Source organism: Lentibacillus kimchii, assembly GCF_055381965.1.
The window spans coordinates 2,064,378-2,079,787 of the sequence record NZ_AP043934.1 but is presented as its reverse complement, the minus strand read 5'-3'; the positions used below and the strand labels follow the sequence as shown (position 1 = coordinate 2,079,787).

Here is a 15,410-nt window from a genome sequence, read left to right as displayed (position 1 = left end):
TTTTTTGAAACAGGCGTTAATACGTCAGTTAGTATTAGCAGGAGAGAGGAGTGAGGTTAGTGCGATTTACAGCGATTGACTTTGAAACGGCTAACGCAAGCCGCAGCAGTCCCTGTGCAGTTGGACTGGCTGTTGTGGACGACGGTGTCATTGTCGATGAATTTTATAGTCTGATTAATCCGCTGATGACTTTTAGTTCATTTAATATTGGGGTACATGGTATTACAGCAGGAGACGTGTCGGACGCGCCTACCTTCGCCCAATTGTGGCCCACACTGGAGAGCTATTTGACCCAGCAAATGGTTGTGGCTCACAATGCCAGTTTTGATATGGGCGTCCTGCGGCATACACTGGATGCCTTTAACCTTGCCTATCCAGTGATGAACTATCTTTGTACATGCAATATCTCCCGGATTGTCTGGCCTGAGCTGTCTAACCATAAATTAAATACAGTTGCCCGTAAGCAGGGGATTCAATTTAATCATCACCATGCTCTGGAGGATGCCCGGGTCGCTGCAAAAATCCTGACAGCCGCTTTCAGGACATATGATACGGCTGAAATGGATATATTTCTAGAGAAGTGTCACCTGTCAAAAGGAAGAATTAATCAACAAGGATATGTTCCGCCGCGAAAGAAAAGCAAGAGAAAAAGCAGATCCATCTATTTATAACGGTTTCCTGTCCTTTTGATAATGTGGCTCGAACTTTTATGAACGAAAGGAGATGATGTGTGTGCGTATACTGGTAGTTGGAGCAAGCGGCACCATTGGCGAGAAGGTAACGGAAAGTCTGGCATCCCGGCATGAGGTGTTTCGTGCCGGGCGGAATGGCGCTGACGTCTCTGTTGACATCATGTCACCGGAAAGTATTTCGGACATGTATAAAACAATTGGCCCTGTAGATGCGGTTATTAATGCATCAGGAGGTGCCAATTTTAAATCAGTTCCGGAATTAACGCCGGAATTGAATGAAAAAGGCATCGAAAGCAAGCTGAAAGGCCAGGTTAATCTTGTTCTTTTAGGTCAGGAATATATGAATGATTATGGAAGCTTCACCCTGACAACGGGCGTGATGATGGATGATCCGATTCCTTTCGGTTCCTCAGCTGCGATGGCAAACGGCGGTATTAAGGCGTTTGTAGCCTCTGCAGCGATTGAACTGCCAAGAGGTATCCGGATAAACAGTGTCAGTCCGAATATTGTTCAGGAATCCTGGGACCGAATTGGCCATTTATTTGCCGGTTTCACACCTGTGCCGGCAGAGCACGTTGCCCGTGGGTACCTAAAAAGTGTGGAAGGCGCACAAACTGGACAGAATTATAATATGTATTAAAATGCAGCTTGTCATTGGGAGCGTCTCCGTTTGTTCAGGAGACGCTGCTGCATCATTCGTTGTTGACTAGCGTATTGATTACAGGAGGAATAACGATGGCTGATATAAACTATGATATTGTCGACCATATTGCGGTATTATCTGAGTCGCCAAAGGGCTGGACGAAGGAATTAAACGTCGTCAGCTGGAATGGACGGGAGCCGAAATACGATTTGCGTGACTGGTCGCCCGATAAAGCGAAAATGGGAAAAGGGATCACATTAAAGAATGACGACTTAGCTAACCTGAAAGCTGCTCTTAATCAACTGAACTTATAAAATTTTATCTGGCTGTTAAAATTTGGGTGAAAATGGTCTAAGATAGACGTATAGCGATTACATAAACTGTATAAACAGAATGGAGGATGTCAGCTTGAACAAAAAACGTTGGATTGCACTCGGAGTTGCAGCAGCTCTTTTAGCATTTTCCCTCTTCTTTCGTTTCACGAGCACGCTGTTTTCAAGTGATGTGGAAACGCTGTTTGATGGGCCGGAAAACCAGTATCAGCAGGAGGTTATTGAAAAGGGTTCTGGTCATAAAATTGCCACGCTGCAGCTTAATGGCACCATTCAGAATACGTCTCAATCGTCGTTGCTGAATGAGGGCTACAATCATGACCGTTTTCTTAAGAAATTGGAGCATGTCGGTGAAGATCAGTCGGTAGACGGGATTATACTGCGTCTCAATACACCGGGCGGGGGCGTTGTCGAAAGCGATGAGATTCATGATGAAATTGTTGAGATTCAAGAAGACCATGACAAACCCGTTTATGTTTCAATGGGCAATACAACCGCTTCGGGCGGCTATTATATTTCCGCTTCTGCTGATAAAATTGTCGCTCATCCAGCCACATTGACAGGCTCGATTGGTGTGATTATGCAAAGCATCAATGTTTCCGAACTGGCTGATGATCTTGGTGTTAATGTGAATACGATCAAAAGCGGCAAATATAAGGATATTATGTCCGAGACGCGGAAGATGACCGATGATGAACGTGATATTTTGCAATCTATGGTTGATGATATGTATGACGACTTCGTACAGGTGATTGTTGATGGCCGTGATATGTCCGAATCCAAAGTGCGTGATCTTGGAGATGGCCGGGTTTATACCGGTGAACAAGCAGCAGACAATGGTCTTGTCGATGAACTGGGCGATTTTGACGATACAACGGCTATGATGGAAGACGATTATGACTGGTCAAATGCGCAGGTCGTTAAGTACAAGTCAAATACCGGTGTTAATAATATGCTTGGCGGTTGGGCGCAAAACCTGCTTCAAAACGATCACACTGACTTGAAAGCTGTGCAGGAACTCTTGCAGCAGTCAGATGGACCGCGCGCTATGTATTTATACTCAAAATAGGGAGGTGCCGTTATGCATGAGTATCAGGAAACTTATACTGAGCCGCCTGCAGCCGATACAAAACGCTATGCTGGATTCTGGATGCGCTTTTGGGCCTACCTCACCGATCTGATCGTTGTCTTCAGTCTTAACGGCATCCTGCTGAGTCCCTTTAAGTTCATCAATGACGGGGATGCAATAGGTATCTGGGACTGGACGGTTGCGGGTATCATTAGCATGGTTGTTCTGTATGTTTATTTCTTACTGATGACAAAATTTTATGGGAAGACATTGGGTAAAATGATCTTCGGCCTTCTGGTTGTCCGTGAAGACAGGCAGCCGCTTAAATGGCGTGATCTGTTTTTTCGGGAAGTGATTGGCCGTTTTATTCATCGTGTGTTCTGGTGGACAAATGTCCTGTATTTGTTCGTTGCTTTTACTGATCAGAAACAAGGTCTGCATGATATGGCAGGCAATACCAGGGTCTTGCTGGACAGGTGATTGTCAGAAAAAGCTCTTTTACAGCGTTACGTTAATCTGGGTTTAGCTGCTAGTCAGCATAAAACACTTGCGCTCAGAAATACTACTGGCAGGAGGTGTTTTTATGTCTGATAAAAAAGATAACCAGAGCAAACAGCAGGTCAAAACGAGTGTAAACAAGCAGGGTCTGGGTGAGGACGTGGCCGACCAGCAGCCGGACAGCCAGCTTGAAGAACGTGCCAAAAAGAAAAACACGAAAATTTAACCCTGGCCGTGGGAACTGGCACGATCAATCGTTTATTGCTATTTGAGTTTTTAAGGTGTATGATATGAATTAAGCTGCATTGTGCGTATCCTATTAAGTTTTAACCTCTGACATATGACTAGGGAGTTTTATATCGGGACTTGGAATGTCGTGCCTCCTTATGAGAGGAAGACAGGAAGGTTCCTGCAAACACCCACTTGGCGAAGTGCGGTTTAAAAACTTTTTAAGTCTGAATACGGCAATTGTGGCTGCTGATGATTTAAAAATAAGCCAGTTCCTTTAGGGATCTGGCTTTTATTTTTAATTGAAACGCTTGCTGTTATGGTATTTTGTCGCCTTATCATTTATAATTTGAGTTCAGAGGAGGGTCATTATGAAAACACTGAGCCGGTTCATGAAATTTATTGGCGGCCGTGATCTGTTTTACGGTCTGACGCTGTTAATTCTAATTGGTGTTACCATCTTTATTTATACAAAGGTGTCCTTTATATTTGACCCACTTATAACGATTGCATCAACCATTTTACCGCCGTTTATTCTGGCATTTATCGCTTTCTATTTATTAAATCCGATTGTGGATTTATTGGAACGATTACATATTTACCGTATTTGGGGCATTGTGATTATTATTCTGGCACTCAGCGGAATCCTTACAGGGTTGATTTTGCTGATGGCACCCGCCGTTGAATCACAGGTTAAAGATTTGGTATCCAGACTTCCAGCTTACGTACAGCAGCTGGGGGAAGGTATTGACAGCTGGCTGCAGCAATCATTTCTGGCCCCATACTATCAACAGGGCTATGCTTGGCTGACGTCCAATTTGAGCAATATATCCAGTCAGGTAGGCAACTATATAGGCGGAGCCGTTGAAGGGTTCCAGAATGTTGCCAGTACGATCACCAGTGTCGTTGCCGTTATTATTACCTTTCCGATTATTTTATTCTTTATGTTAAAGGATGGCGGCCAGTTTAAACGATTTTTCCTGAATTTGCTGCCTCCTAAATATCGAAATGAAGTTAATAAAATTCTGCAGAATATGGATGTCCAGGTTGGCTCCTATATTCAGGGACAAATTATTGTTGCCACATGTATTGGTATCCTCCTCTACATCGGTTATTTGATAATTGGCCTTGATTACGCCATCACACTTGCCATTATCGCTGCGATAACCAGTGTTGTACCTTATTTAGGTCCAATGATTGCTATAACACCTGCCATTATTATTGCGATTGTTGATTCACCAATCATGCTGCTGAAACTGGGGATTGTCTGGGCAGCTGTTCAGTTTTTGGAAGGCAATTTTATCTCACCCAATGTCATGGGCAAAACGATGCAGGTTCATCCGCTCAGTATTATTCTTGTGCTGCTGGTGGCCGGCAACCTGTTCGGTGTCGTCGGTGTCATTCTGGGCATCCCCGGCTATGCCATTTTAAAAGTCATCGTCGTCTTTCTGTTTGAGAAATTTAAAGCACGCTACAACTACTTTTATGGTGACGAATACGGTGGCTACAAAGAGAAATAATGATACCTCCTGAGTAAAAAACGTCAGAACTGTTAGCTTTCCAGTTCCTGATGCACATGGTATAATGATTACATATGTAATTTAGGTAATAGCCAATGCACGAGTGTATTGGCTGGAATGAGGCATAGTCTAATGAAAAACAGCTGGAAAATTTACTCGAAAGACATGAATAATATTGTTAAAAACTGGGTGGCAGCCATGATTATAGGCGGCTTGATTATCCTGCCTTCGCTTTATGCCTGGCTTAACATTTACATGTCTTGGGATCCTTATGGCAATACTGATCAAATTCCTATAGGTGTTGTTAATGAGGACACAGGAGCTGAAGTGCAAGATGAAACGATAGATGTCGGTGACGAACTTGTGGATACGTTAAAAGATAACGATAAAATGGATTGGCAATTTACTGACCGTGAGAAAGCTATGGATAAATTGGAACATAGTGATTATTTTGCTGTTATCTTAATACCGGAAAACTTTTCAGAAAAACTTTCAACGGTCATGGATGATAAACCAGAAAAAGGCAACATTGAATATTATGTGAATGAAAAATCTAATGCAATTGCACCAAAAATTACCGATAAAGGGGCAAGCTCAATTATCGACCAGATGACCGGTCGATTTATTTCGACTGTCAACGGTGTTATTTTTGATATGTTTGATGAGATAGGTCTCGAATTGCATGATCAATTGCCGGATATAGAAACTTTCGAAGATTATATATTTAAGATGGAAGAAGATCTGCCGGAAATACATGATTTAGTTTCTAACGGTTATGATGATACAAAAGAAGCGCAATCGCTTATTAATCAAGCGGAAGGTAAAATTCCGCAAGCTGAAAAAACGACAGAAAATGGACTTCAAACGGTACATGAAACATCATCATTACTGTCAAAAGCACAAAATCAATTAGATGATATGGCGCCAAAAATCAAAAAAGATTTACAAAAAGCCGAAAATACTGCCGGCGACATTAATGATGTTGTTAAAAATGCACAGAATCAGGATATTGATTTCAGTAAGGGACGCGAATTGCAAGAAGATGTTGATAACTTGCTGGACAATGCGACAAATCGTCTAGATAATGTTGAACAATCACTGAAGGATTTGCGCGATATGGATATACCTGAGCCGGATACGGATCCATCTCAAGAAGAGTCCGCTGAAGAAGATTCTTCTGGCAATGACAAAGAAAACACTGATTTTGAAAAGAGACGCGATCAACTAATAGATGATGGTTTAGCGCGTGTCGATACATTACGTGGGGCACTTAAAGAAGCACAGCAAAATGGAGAAAATATCACGTCATTTGTAAAAGATAAAAGAAAAGAAGTTGATAAGATATTATCAAATATAGCAGATGTCTCAGGAAATGCTGAAAACCGGATTGGGGACTTTTTGAGAGAGTATAAGGAAACGATTGAGCCTGAAGTGAAAGAAAAAATAGGTCAGGCGCAGGGTACTCTGGGCAATGCGGATAATATACTGACAGATATTCAATCCACAATACCTGAGGTTAAAAATGTGCTCAATAAGACAGAAAATCATATTGACGAAGGGCAGGATTATTTAACAACGATCCTTAATAAATATCCTGTTATTCATGATAAGGTCAATAAAGTAGCTGATAATATCCGTGATGTTCAGGATGATACGGATATCAATCAAATCATTGATTTATTGCGCAACGATTCTGAAGCGGAGAAAAACTTCTTTGAAGAACCGATTAAATTAAATGAAAATGAAGTATTCCCTGTCCAAAACTTTGGTGCAGGCATGACACCTTTTTATACAGTGCTTGCCTTCTGGGTAGGCGGTCTTCTTTTGATTTCCTTACTGGCAACTGATGTCAATGACCGCGAAAATTTAACTGGACGCGAACAGTACTTTGGAAAATTGTTTTCATTTATGACATTTGGCCTATTACAATCCCTTATTGTCACTTTGGGCGACTTATACATTCTTGGTGTTGAAATGGCTCATCCTGTGTGGTTTGTTTTATTCGGACTTTTCATTAGTATGGTTTTTGTCACTATTGTCTACACGCTTGTTTCCCTGTTTGGTGATGTCGGTAAGGCTATGGTTATTGTTCTGCTCGTTCTGCAGCTTTCAGGAGCAGGCGGAACTTATCCAATGGCTTTAGTACCAGAATTCTTCCATGTTATTCATCCATACCTGCCTTTCACTTACGCTATTGATCTCATGCGTGAAGCAGTAGGCGGTATTATATGGCAGACAGTATTTACTGATGCTGCTGTTCTTGCAGCGATTGGGATAGGTGTCCTTATACTTGGTACGCTATTTAAAAATGTGCTCAATAAACATACAGACCGTTTGATGAAAAAGTCACGGGAAGCGGGACTGTTTCATTAACATGTTCTCTTGCCATGATCCTGTATAATGTATATGAGGATTATGAAGAAAAGAGGGAATCAAGTGAAATGAAAAAAGTGGCTGAAGATCCTAATCGGAATTGTAAGTCTCGCTTTTATTATAGATATTGCAGCCAGCTTCTTCTTTTATCATTTAGCTATTGACCGAAATGAAAAAGACTTTTTACAGGGAAATAAGGACTTGGAAGTGTCCCCCGAAACGATGGATGAACTGTTAAATGGTGACTGGCGGACATGGGTCGACCAGCAGAATTTTGATGAATGGACGCTTGACTCGCGTGATGGCCTGGACTTAAAGGGCTATTTTCTGGAAGCAAAAGAGCCATCAAATAAAGTTGTTGTTATGGCGCACGGCTATCTCGGAGGCGCGATGGACATGGGGTTATTCGGGCAGTATTACTATGAACAGAAAGGTTATAACATCTTCACAGCAGACGCGAGAGGGCATGGATCAAGTGGTGGTGACTATATTGGCTTCGGGTGGCCTGACCGCTTGGACTATCTTGACTGGATTCATAAGATTATTGACACATATGGTGATGATACAGAAATTGTCCTACACGGCATTTCCATGGGTGCTGCGACAGTTCTGATGGCCGCTGGTGAGGATTTGCCGGATAATGTCAAAGCAGTTATTGCTGACAGCCCCTATACGAGTGTGAGCGACTTGTTCAGCTATCAGATAGGCCGGATGTTCCATTTGCCTGCCTTTCCCTTTATTCCTTCAACAAGTCTTGTGACGGAATTGCGGGCTGGTTATTCTTTCAAAGAAGCCTCAGCACTGGATCAGGTCAAGAAAGCTGATGTTCCGATTCTGTATATTCACGGGAATGATGACACGTTTGTACCTGCGCGAATGTCCAAAACGTTATATGATCATACGAAAAGCGAGGCAGAACGCATGACGCTTGACGGTGCGAACCATGGCGGGTCATTTATTGTAGCTAAAGATAAATACATCACTAAACTGAATAGCTTTTTGGCTGATTATGCAGGCTGGTGATAGAAGGGGACTGGGACGCCAATTAAAATCCGAGCAGGTTCGTTGTTAAATGGATCACTTAAGTTTTGTCCCAGTTCCGCTTTTGAATTAAAATTTATAGATACTGTTCAAACCAGCGGGTGATATGACGCAACCGCTCGATGCGCATCTCTGGCTTGCCATTTCGGCTTAATTCATGATTGGCATCTGGGAAGCGGACAAATTCGGTGTCTTTTTTCATATGCTTTAAAGCGACAAACAGCTGTTCACTTTGTTCGATTGGACAGCGGTAGTCTTTTTCCCCGTGCACAAGCAATAAAGGTGTCTGCACATTTTCAGCGTATTTCAGCGGTGAGAAATTCCACAGAGCAGTGGGATCTTCCAGCAAATTCTTGCCCTGTTCCCATTTGGTAAAGAAATAACCAATATCACTGACCCCATAAAAGCTGAGCCAGTTGCTGATGCAGCGCTGCGTGACAGCGGCCTTGAACCGGTTGGTATGGCTGACAATCCAGTTGGTCATAAACCCGCCATAACTGCCTCCGGTTACGCCGAGACGCTGATCATCCAGAAAATCATATCTCTCAAGCACACCATCGACAGCAGTCATCAGGTCTGTATAATCTTTACCGCCATAATCGCCGCGACAAGCATCAACAAACGCCTGACCATACCCGTAGCTGCCACGCGGATTGGTGTACAGCACGGCATAGCCTTTAGCCGCAAGCAGTTGCATTTCGTGGAAGAAAGTCTTGCCATACATCATATGCGGACCGCCATGGATTTCCATAATCATTGGGTATTGCCTGCCTTCCTGGAATCCATATGGCCGCAATAGCCAGCCTTGAATATGCCAGCCGTCGTCTGCTTGAAACGTCAATGTTTCCGGTTCACTGAGTTCAACACTGTCCAGAAACGTGCGATTGGCATCAGTTAACCGCAAGAGATTGTTCTTGTCATCCAGTTGATAGAAGTCACCAGGATTGACAGGTGTGCTGATACCCAGAATGAAGGTGCCCGATTGACAGGCAAAATCAAAGACATGGTTGTCCGCTGCATAGATGGTTGTTAAGTCACCATCAAGACTCGTTTGATAGAGACCGGTTGTGCCATGGCTGGATGCGATAATCAGTAAATGTTTTCCGTCCTCTTGCCAGACGGGGCCGTTTTCGGACTGGCCCATGCGTGTATCACCGATCATGACATCGCCAAGCTGCATATCCCAGCTTTGACTAGGGCATGTGCGGTAACCAGTCGCTGCATCAAACACATATAATTCGTTTAAAGTGGCCCCATCGTAAGCAAATTCATGACCCAGCGAGGCGATTTTCGCACCGCTCGGTGAGAAGCGGGCATTCCCATACTGACCTTTTCCGTTCGTTAGGGAGGTCATGGCTTTTGTTTTCAGATCCAGCAGATAAAGGTCATTGGTCTGTTCGTAATCGCTGTTTTCACTGAAATTAGCACTGACTAACATTTTTTCCCCGTCTGGTGACATATCTTCAAAGCTATGATCTGTATCAGCAGACGTCAGCTGTTCAAATGTGTCATGCTGGATATCATAACGAATGATCTGTGTCCGTTTGCCATCATCGAAACCGCCGGCGTCCGATTTATACTGCAGTCGATTAATGATAAGCGGCTGTTTGGACCCTGTTTCCTCCTGCTGGTCAGCTTCACTGGAAATCGCTTGATTGACTGCTTCATCACCCTGTTCCAGCGGGGCACTAAACATAATATAATGCCCGTCCTTCGACCACTCTGGGCTGACTGCGCCATGTTTAAACGTTGTCAGCTGCCTTGCTTCCCCGCCATCTGTATGCAGCAGCCATAATTGCGCGGTGCCTGTGCGGGTTGACTGGAAAACAACTTGTGAGCCATCTGGCGAAAAACGCGGATGACTGTCTTTGCCATCAGCGAATGTCCATTGCCGCGGGTTTTGTTCCGCAAGCGATTGGAAAAACAGGTGCGATGTATAGCCGTCCTGGTCATTAGCCCCTGTCGAGACAAAGGTATAACCGCTTCCATCCGGTGTCAGCTGTGAATCACTTAAAATAGCGATTCTTTGCAAATCTTCTGCTGCTAATGGTCGTTTTACTGTATCAGACATATTGAAAGCCTCCTCATAAAAATGTAAATTTTCCAATAATTATAGCTGAAAATTAATGCTGTTTTCAAGCGAATCTTAACGCGTCACTTCATAGCTACAGTGTTGATCATAAACGTTTTCAGATAATAAGGCAATAAAAAGCCTTTTGAAAATTCAAAAGGCTAGGAAGTCACATTCGATATTTGAGCATCTGCTTCATAAGCCGTTTGCAGCTGGCGGGTTATGCTGCCTGGCTGGCCGTCAGCGATTGGTTTTCCGTTAACCATAACAATAGGCATCACTTCCGATGTACTGCTGGTGAGAAATAATTCATCAGCATTTGCAATCGCCTCAGGTGAAAAGGCCTCCTCAGTCAGCGGATACTCTAAATCAGCAGCAAACTGTTTTACACGCATGCGCACACAGCCGTTTAGAATCTGGTTTGTGGCTGGATGTGTGTAAATGTGATGATCTTTGACGAGATAGAGATTGGAGGAACTGCCCTCAGTAACACGTCCATCCCGCTCGAGTATTGCCTCGAAACAGCCATTTTCCTGGGCTTCTTGCTTAGCCAGCACATTTGGCAGCAGGTTCAGACTTTTAATATAGCAATTTTCCCACCGGATGTCGCGTTGTGTAATGGCTGATACGCCGTTAATGATCTCTTCCCGTTTACGCGGCATATCTTTAACATACGCATAAACATTAGCAGGGGTATCAGCGGCAGGGAAAGCATGCGTCCTTGGCGCTGAGCCGCGCGTTGCTTGTAAATAAACAATCCCGTCCGTTGTCATAGCGTTTTTCGCCAGCAATTCCTGCAGCTGATTTGTAATCGTCTGTTTGGAAAATGGCAGTTGAAGCTTAATGGCAGCAGCAGAGCGGAATAAACGATTCACATGTTCGGTGAGCAAATAGAAGGACCCCTGATAAATGCGGATAACTTCATAGATACCATCACCAAACTGCAAGCCTCGCTCTTCAAATGGATAGGTCAGGTCGTCACGTTCAGTGAAATCTGTCTGTGACAGAATCGTTTGATAAACTGACACGTTAATCGCCTCCTTTATCGTTATTTTATACGGAGGTGTTTGGTCTGTAAAGGATCTTTCGGCCCAGATCCAGTCATATGCCAGGCGGGTGAGGCATCTGTTCTAGTGGGTTTTCCGTAAATTCGTTGTTATGGTAAAAAAGTTATTGGCGGGGCATTGAATTGATTCTGTAAACCTGCTATACTAAGTGATGTCTTAGAGAGACAGGAAACGACAAACCTTGCATAGGCGGGTGTAGTTTAGTGGTAAAACCTCAGCTTCCCAAGCTGACGTCGCGGGTTCGATCCCCGTCACCCGCTCCATACATATGTCACAACGCAGTGTTTCGCTATATTTACGAAGCATTGCGTTTTTTCATAGGTTTCGCAGGCTTGAATAAGTTCAGCCTGCCATGTATTCTAAAAGTGAAATATAAGTTTGAGGAGTTTTGTATGAAACAACTACAACAAACGTTAAAGCAGATTGATGGCAAGGGCTATAAAGCGTATAAAGACATTCAAGGCCACCATCCATTTTCCGAATTTGATTTATATATTGACTATGTTCAGGGGGATCCGTTTGCAGCCCCATCCAAAATACGTGTCGTTATACCGACAAAAAAACGGCCGTTAAAATCAGAATGGCTGGAATCGTATAGAAGAAGAGTGGCAACTGAGGACATCCTGGCACGGAAAACAGGCACCGCTGTCAGTAAAGGTGATGTGTTTATTAAAGGATCGGGAAAAAGCGGCGCGATCCAATTTGACCGGCCAGGGCAGGAGGTGCTCGAACGGAGTGCTGTCCAGGCTGATGAAAAGTCAATCACCGTATGCTTTTCGGTAGGCCTGCCGGCAAATGGCCGTAAAATTAACGGCCGGGAAGCGGAAAAACTGTTCTTCAATGCAATACCTGATATCTTGAAACGGTCCATTTTCGCAATCAGCGACGATGAAGTCGAACAAGCGGTTCAACTGGCTGATCAGCAGGAAGCCATAAGAAAGGTGATGCGCGACAATAATTGGCTGGCCTTCATTGCTAACGACTCGATCCTCCCCAGAGAAAGCGGGATCAGCAACCGGCCATTAAAGAAAGCCGTTCCTTTCGAAAGCCCTGCAGAAGATGAAGTGACAATCGAAATTCCGCACCGCACAGAGCCCTTAAAAGGCATGGCCATTCATAGAGGGATTACGCTGATTGTCGGCGGTGGCTATCACGGCAAGAGTACACTTCTCGAAGCAATGGAACGCGGCGTGTATTCGCATATTAAAGGCGATGGTCGTGAATATGTTCTCACTGATATGGATGCAGTCAAAATCCGTGCGGAAGACGGCCGGCAGGTAACAGGTGTCAATATTTCACCGTTCATCACCAACTTGCCGCATAAGCAGAATACCCATTTCTTCACAACAGAGAATGCCAGCGGGAGCACGTCGCAGGCAGCTAATGTAATGGAAGCACTGGAAGTGGGAGCGACGACCATTCTGATTGATGAAGACACCAGTGCCACGAATTTCATGATCCGCGACGAACGCATGCAGCAGCTGGTCCATAAAGACAAAGAGCCGATCACACCTTTCATTGATAAGATTAAACAAATGTATGATCAGCTTGGTGTGTCAACGATTCTCGTCATGGGTGGTTCCGGCGATTACTTCAGTGTAGCTGATAACGTCATCATGCTGGAAGCCTATGAACCTTATAATGTGACAGACGATGCCAAGCAAATTGTCGCAGAAAACCCGAATAGACGGGAGTCGATGCTGGAGCAGACGTTTGGTGATTTAACGGAACGGTATTTTCAGCAGTCGTCTGTCCAGACACAAAAAGGGAAAAAATCCAAAGTCCAGGCTAAAGGACTGACAACCATTATTATGGGCCGGTCGGATATAACATTTGCGGATACGGAACAGCTGGTCGATCCGTCACAAACACGCATGATTGCCGAAATCATTCAGCATCTGGACCGGACAAATGCACTTGGAAACCAGTCACTGAATGACCTGTTGGATACAATTGAACAGCAAATGGATCAGAAAGGGCTGGCCTCATTCACGGCGTTCGGGAACAAGCATCCGGGAGATATAGCACGTCCCAGACGCCATGAGATTGCTGCAGTTCTCAATCGCATGCGCACCGCAAAAGTTACACAGCAATAAAAACGTTCTGTCCCTTTTTTAAAAAGACCAGGCTGATCAAAGAAGGGGCAGTTAGTCATCAGGGAAGGAGGCCGTCCAAATGAACACAAGTCAGCTGCGTCAGGCCATACTTGATTACAGTGAGGAAATCGGGATTGATAAACTTGGGTTTGCCTCTGCAGATGTATTTGAAAGCTTGAAACAGCGTTTGAAACGGCAGCAGGAACTTGGGTATCAATCCGGTTTTGAAAAAGGGTCGATTGAGGAGCGGACTGAACCTGACCGATTGCTCCCAGAGGCTAAATCGATTATTTCGATTGCGCTTGCTTATCCTTCGCGCACAAAGGATAGGCCCGCGAATAAAAAAGAAGAGCGACGAGGTGTTTTTTGCCGGGCCTCGTGGGGGAGAGATTATCATGAAGTGCTCAAAGCCAAATTGACCGATCTCGATGCCTTTATCAGAGAGCGTTTTCCTGATGCTGAGACCAATGTGATGGTCGATACTGGCGAGCTGTCTGACCGCGCTGTTGCTGAGCGTGCTGGCATCGGCTTCAGCGGCAAAAACACCTCCATTATCACGCCAGAATTTGGCTCCTATGTTTATCTGGGGGAAATTATCACCAATATTCCATTCGTGCCGGATACCCCGCTTGAAGATGGGTGTGGCTCCTGTACCAAATGTCTGGATGCTTGTCCAACAGGGGCTCTTGTCCAGGGCGGCCAATTGGATGCGCAAAAATGTCTGGCCTTTCAAACGCAAACGAAAGATTTTATGCCCGAAGAATACCGCTCGAAAATCGGCCATTTCATTTATGGTTTCGATACCTGCCAGGCTGTATGTCCGTATAACAAACATATGGATGTGCATAAACACCCGGAATTTGAGCCGGATCTTGATGTAGCCAAGCCTAAGTTAAAGCCGATGCTCCGGATTTCCAACCGGGAATTCAAGGAGACGTTTGGCCACGTCGCCGGGTCATGGCGTGGGAAAAAGCCCCTGCAGCGCAACGCATTAATCGCACTTGGAAACGACAGAGATACGGCATCAGTTGACGAGATCATCAGTGTTATGAGTAATGATCCGCGGCCGGTTATTCGCGGGACCGCAGCCTGGTCGCTCGGAAAAATCGGAACCGAAGAGGCTTACGCTGCTATTAAAGATGCGATGAAACAGGAACAGGATGATCAAGTGGTTGAAGAAATGGAAAAAGGGCTGACCTTTCAGGAGGTTACTCTGACTGATTGATGTTCGTCGAAAAGAGGCATTCACTATGAAGCTTTATTATGATGAAATGGATTCCCCAGTTGGTCCATTGACTATTTTAAGTGATGGGGAACAAGCAATCCGGATTGACTACGGCCCATTTAGGGAGCTGACCGGCCTGACGAAATGGGCCCAGCGCTACTTGGGTGAACCGGTGTTCCAAAAGCAGCCTGGTCAAGTGGCTCTTATCAAACGTGAACTGACCGATTATTTTCGGGGAAAACGGGAAGCTTTTTCATTCGCCTTTGTTTTTTATGGCACACCATTTCAGCAGCAAGTCTGGCATGCCTTGTGTCACGTTCCTTACGGTGAAACGCGGACATACAAAGCGATAGCCGATTCAATAGGCAATCCGAAAGCCGTGCGGGCTGTCGGCGGTGCGGTTAATAAAAACCCATTTTCGATTGTCGTGCCATGTCATCGGGTTATTGGTGCAAATGGCCAGATGGTTGGTTATGGCGGCGGACTGGCTAAAAAAGAATTTCTGCTGGAACTTGAGGCAAAATAGCAGGTGTTGGACAAACTTTCTCTCCATAT

Annotated in this window: 14 protein-coding genes, 1 tRNA gene and 1 other RNA gene; 14 read left to right on the top strand and 2 right to left on the bottom strand. The window is 44.6% G+C overall.

Annotated elements, in window-relative coordinates; translation table 11 throughout:
- Positions 1-59: 59 nt before the first annotated feature.
- The 10 genes from ACZ444_RS11080 to ACZ444_RS11035 all read left to right on the top strand — a co-directional run bounded on the left by ACZ444_RS11080 (position 60) and on the right by ACZ444_RS11035 (position 8,378).
- Entirely contained in the window at positions 60-671 is a 612-nt protein-coding gene (locus ACZ444_RS11080) for a 3'-5' exonuclease (protein WP_464433300.1), read from the top strand.
- 61 nt (positions 672-732) lie between these two features.
- A complete protein-coding gene (locus ACZ444_RS11075; protein ID WP_382357812.1) occupies positions 733-1,332 on the top strand; it encodes a short chain dehydrogenase in 600 nt (199 codons plus the stop codon).
- Positions 1,333-1,427: 95 nt separating this feature from the next.
- The gene (locus ACZ444_RS11070; RefSeq protein WP_382357811.1) at positions 1,428-1,649 is read left to right on the top strand and encodes a YdbC family protein; all 222 of its coding nucleotides are present in this window, start codon (positions 1,428-1,430) and stop codon (positions 1,647-1,649) included.
- Between the two features lie 94 nt (positions 1,650-1,743).
- On the top strand, positions 1,744-2,736 hold the full coding sequence (gene sppA / locus ACZ444_RS11065; protein ID WP_382357810.1) for a signal peptide peptidase SppA: 993 nt from the start codon (positions 1,744-1,746) through the stop codon (positions 2,734-2,736).
- 12 nt (positions 2,737-2,748) lie between these two features.
- Positions 2,749-3,216 carry an RDD family protein gene (locus tag ACZ444_RS11060; RefSeq protein ID WP_382357809.1) on the top strand — a complete coding sequence of 156 codons (468 nt, stop codon included), beginning with the start codon at positions 2,749-2,751 and terminating at the stop codon, positions 3,214-3,216.
- 103 nt (positions 3,217-3,319) lie between these two features.
- Positions 3,320-3,460 (top strand): small, acid-soluble spore protein L, encoded by a 141-nt coding sequence (locus ACZ444_RS11055; RefSeq protein WP_382357808.1) that lies wholly within the window; start codon positions 3,320-3,322, stop codon positions 3,458-3,460.
- Positions 3,461-3,528: 68 nt separating this feature from the next.
- Positions 3,529-3,715: non-coding RNA, 6S RNA (gene ssrS / locus ACZ444_RS11050), on the top strand.
- Positions 3,716-3,833: 118 nt separating this feature from the next.
- Positions 3,834-4,982, top strand: coding sequence for an AI-2E family transporter (locus tag ACZ444_RS11045; RefSeq protein ID WP_382357807.1), 1,149 nt, complete (start codon positions 3,834-3,836; stop codon positions 4,980-4,982).
- A 132-nt stretch (positions 4,983-5,114) separates the two neighbouring features.
- A complete protein-coding gene (locus ACZ444_RS11040; protein WP_382357806.1) occupies positions 5,115-7,355 on the top strand; it encodes a YhgE/Pip family protein in 2,241 nt (746 codons plus the stop codon).
- Between the two features lie 201 nt (positions 7,356-7,556).
- The gene (locus tag ACZ444_RS11035) at positions 7,557-8,378 is read left to right on the top strand and encodes an alpha/beta hydrolase (RefSeq protein ID WP_464433299.1); all 822 of its coding nucleotides are present in this window, start codon (positions 7,557-7,559) and stop codon (positions 8,376-8,378) included.
- Positions 8,379-8,472: 94 nt separating this feature from the next.
- Here ACZ444_RS11035 and ACZ444_RS11030 read toward each other — a convergent pair whose 3' ends face one another.
- Positions 8,473-10,467 carry a S9 family peptidase gene (locus ACZ444_RS11030; RefSeq protein ID WP_382357804.1) on the bottom strand — a complete coding sequence of 665 codons (1,995 nt, stop codon included), beginning with the start codon at positions 10,465-10,467 and terminating at the stop codon, positions 8,473-8,475.
- A gap of 161 nt (positions 10,468-10,628) precedes the next feature.
- Positions 10,629-11,495, bottom strand: a complete 867-nt coding sequence (gene dat / locus ACZ444_RS11025; RefSeq protein WP_382357803.1) for a D-amino-acid transaminase — start codon at positions 11,493-11,495, stop codon at positions 10,629-10,631.
- 228 nt (positions 11,496-11,723) lie between these two features.
- Here dat and ACZ444_RS11020 point away from each other — a divergent pair.
- From ACZ444_RS11020 to ACZ444_RS11005, 4 genes are all read left to right on the top strand, one after another.
- A tRNA-Gly gene (locus ACZ444_RS11020) sits at positions 11,724-11,797 on the top strand.
- Between the two features lie 129 nt (positions 11,798-11,926).
- Positions 11,927-13,630, top strand: a complete 1,704-nt coding sequence (locus tag ACZ444_RS11015) for an ABC-ATPase domain-containing protein (RefSeq protein WP_382357802.1) — start codon at positions 11,927-11,929, stop codon at positions 13,628-13,630.
- Between the two features lie 79 nt (positions 13,631-13,709).
- Positions 13,710-14,855, top strand: a complete 1,146-nt coding sequence (gene queG / locus ACZ444_RS11010) for a tRNA epoxyqueuosine(34) reductase QueG (protein WP_382357801.1) — start codon at positions 13,710-13,712, stop codon at positions 14,853-14,855.
- 25 nt (positions 14,856-14,880) lie between these two features.
- A complete protein-coding gene (locus tag ACZ444_RS11005; RefSeq protein WP_382357800.1) occupies positions 14,881-15,381 on the top strand; it encodes a methylated-DNA--[protein]-cysteine S-methyltransferase in 501 nt (166 codons plus the stop codon).
- The last annotated feature ends 29 nt before the right edge of the window (positions 15,382-15,410 follow it).

Coding starts and splice junctions, on each gene's coding strand:
- ACZ444_RS11060 (WP_382357809.1), top strand. CDS start 2,749: ATGCATGAGTATCAGGAAACTTATACTGAGCCGCCTGCAGCCGATACA.
- ACZ444_RS11055 (WP_382357808.1), top strand. CDS start 3,320: ATGTCTGATAAAAAAGATAACCAGAGCAAACAGCAGGTCAAAACGAGT.
- ACZ444_RS11030 (WP_382357804.1), bottom strand. CDS start 10,467: ATGTCTGATACAGTAAAACGACCATTAGCAGCAGAAGATTTGCAAAGA.
- ACZ444_RS11015 (WP_382357802.1), top strand. CDS start 11,927: ATGAAACAACTACAACAAACGTTAAAGCAGATTGATGGCAAGGGCTAT.
- ACZ444_RS11070 (WP_382357811.1), top strand. CDS start 1,428: ATGGCTGATATAAACTATGATATTGTCGACCATATTGCGGTATTATCT.
- queG (WP_382357801.1), top strand. CDS start 13,710: ATGAACACAAGTCAGCTGCGTCAGGCCATACTTGATTACAGTGAGGAA.
- ACZ444_RS11040 (WP_382357806.1), top strand. CDS start 5,115: ATGAAAAACAGCTGGAAAATTTACTCGAAAGACATGAATAATATTGTT.
- ACZ444_RS11045 (WP_382357807.1), top strand. CDS start 3,834: ATGAAAACACTGAGCCGGTTCATGAAATTTATTGGCGGCCGTGATCTG.
- ACZ444_RS11005 (WP_382357800.1), top strand. CDS start 14,881: ATGAAGCTTTATTATGATGAAATGGATTCCCCAGTTGGTCCATTGACT.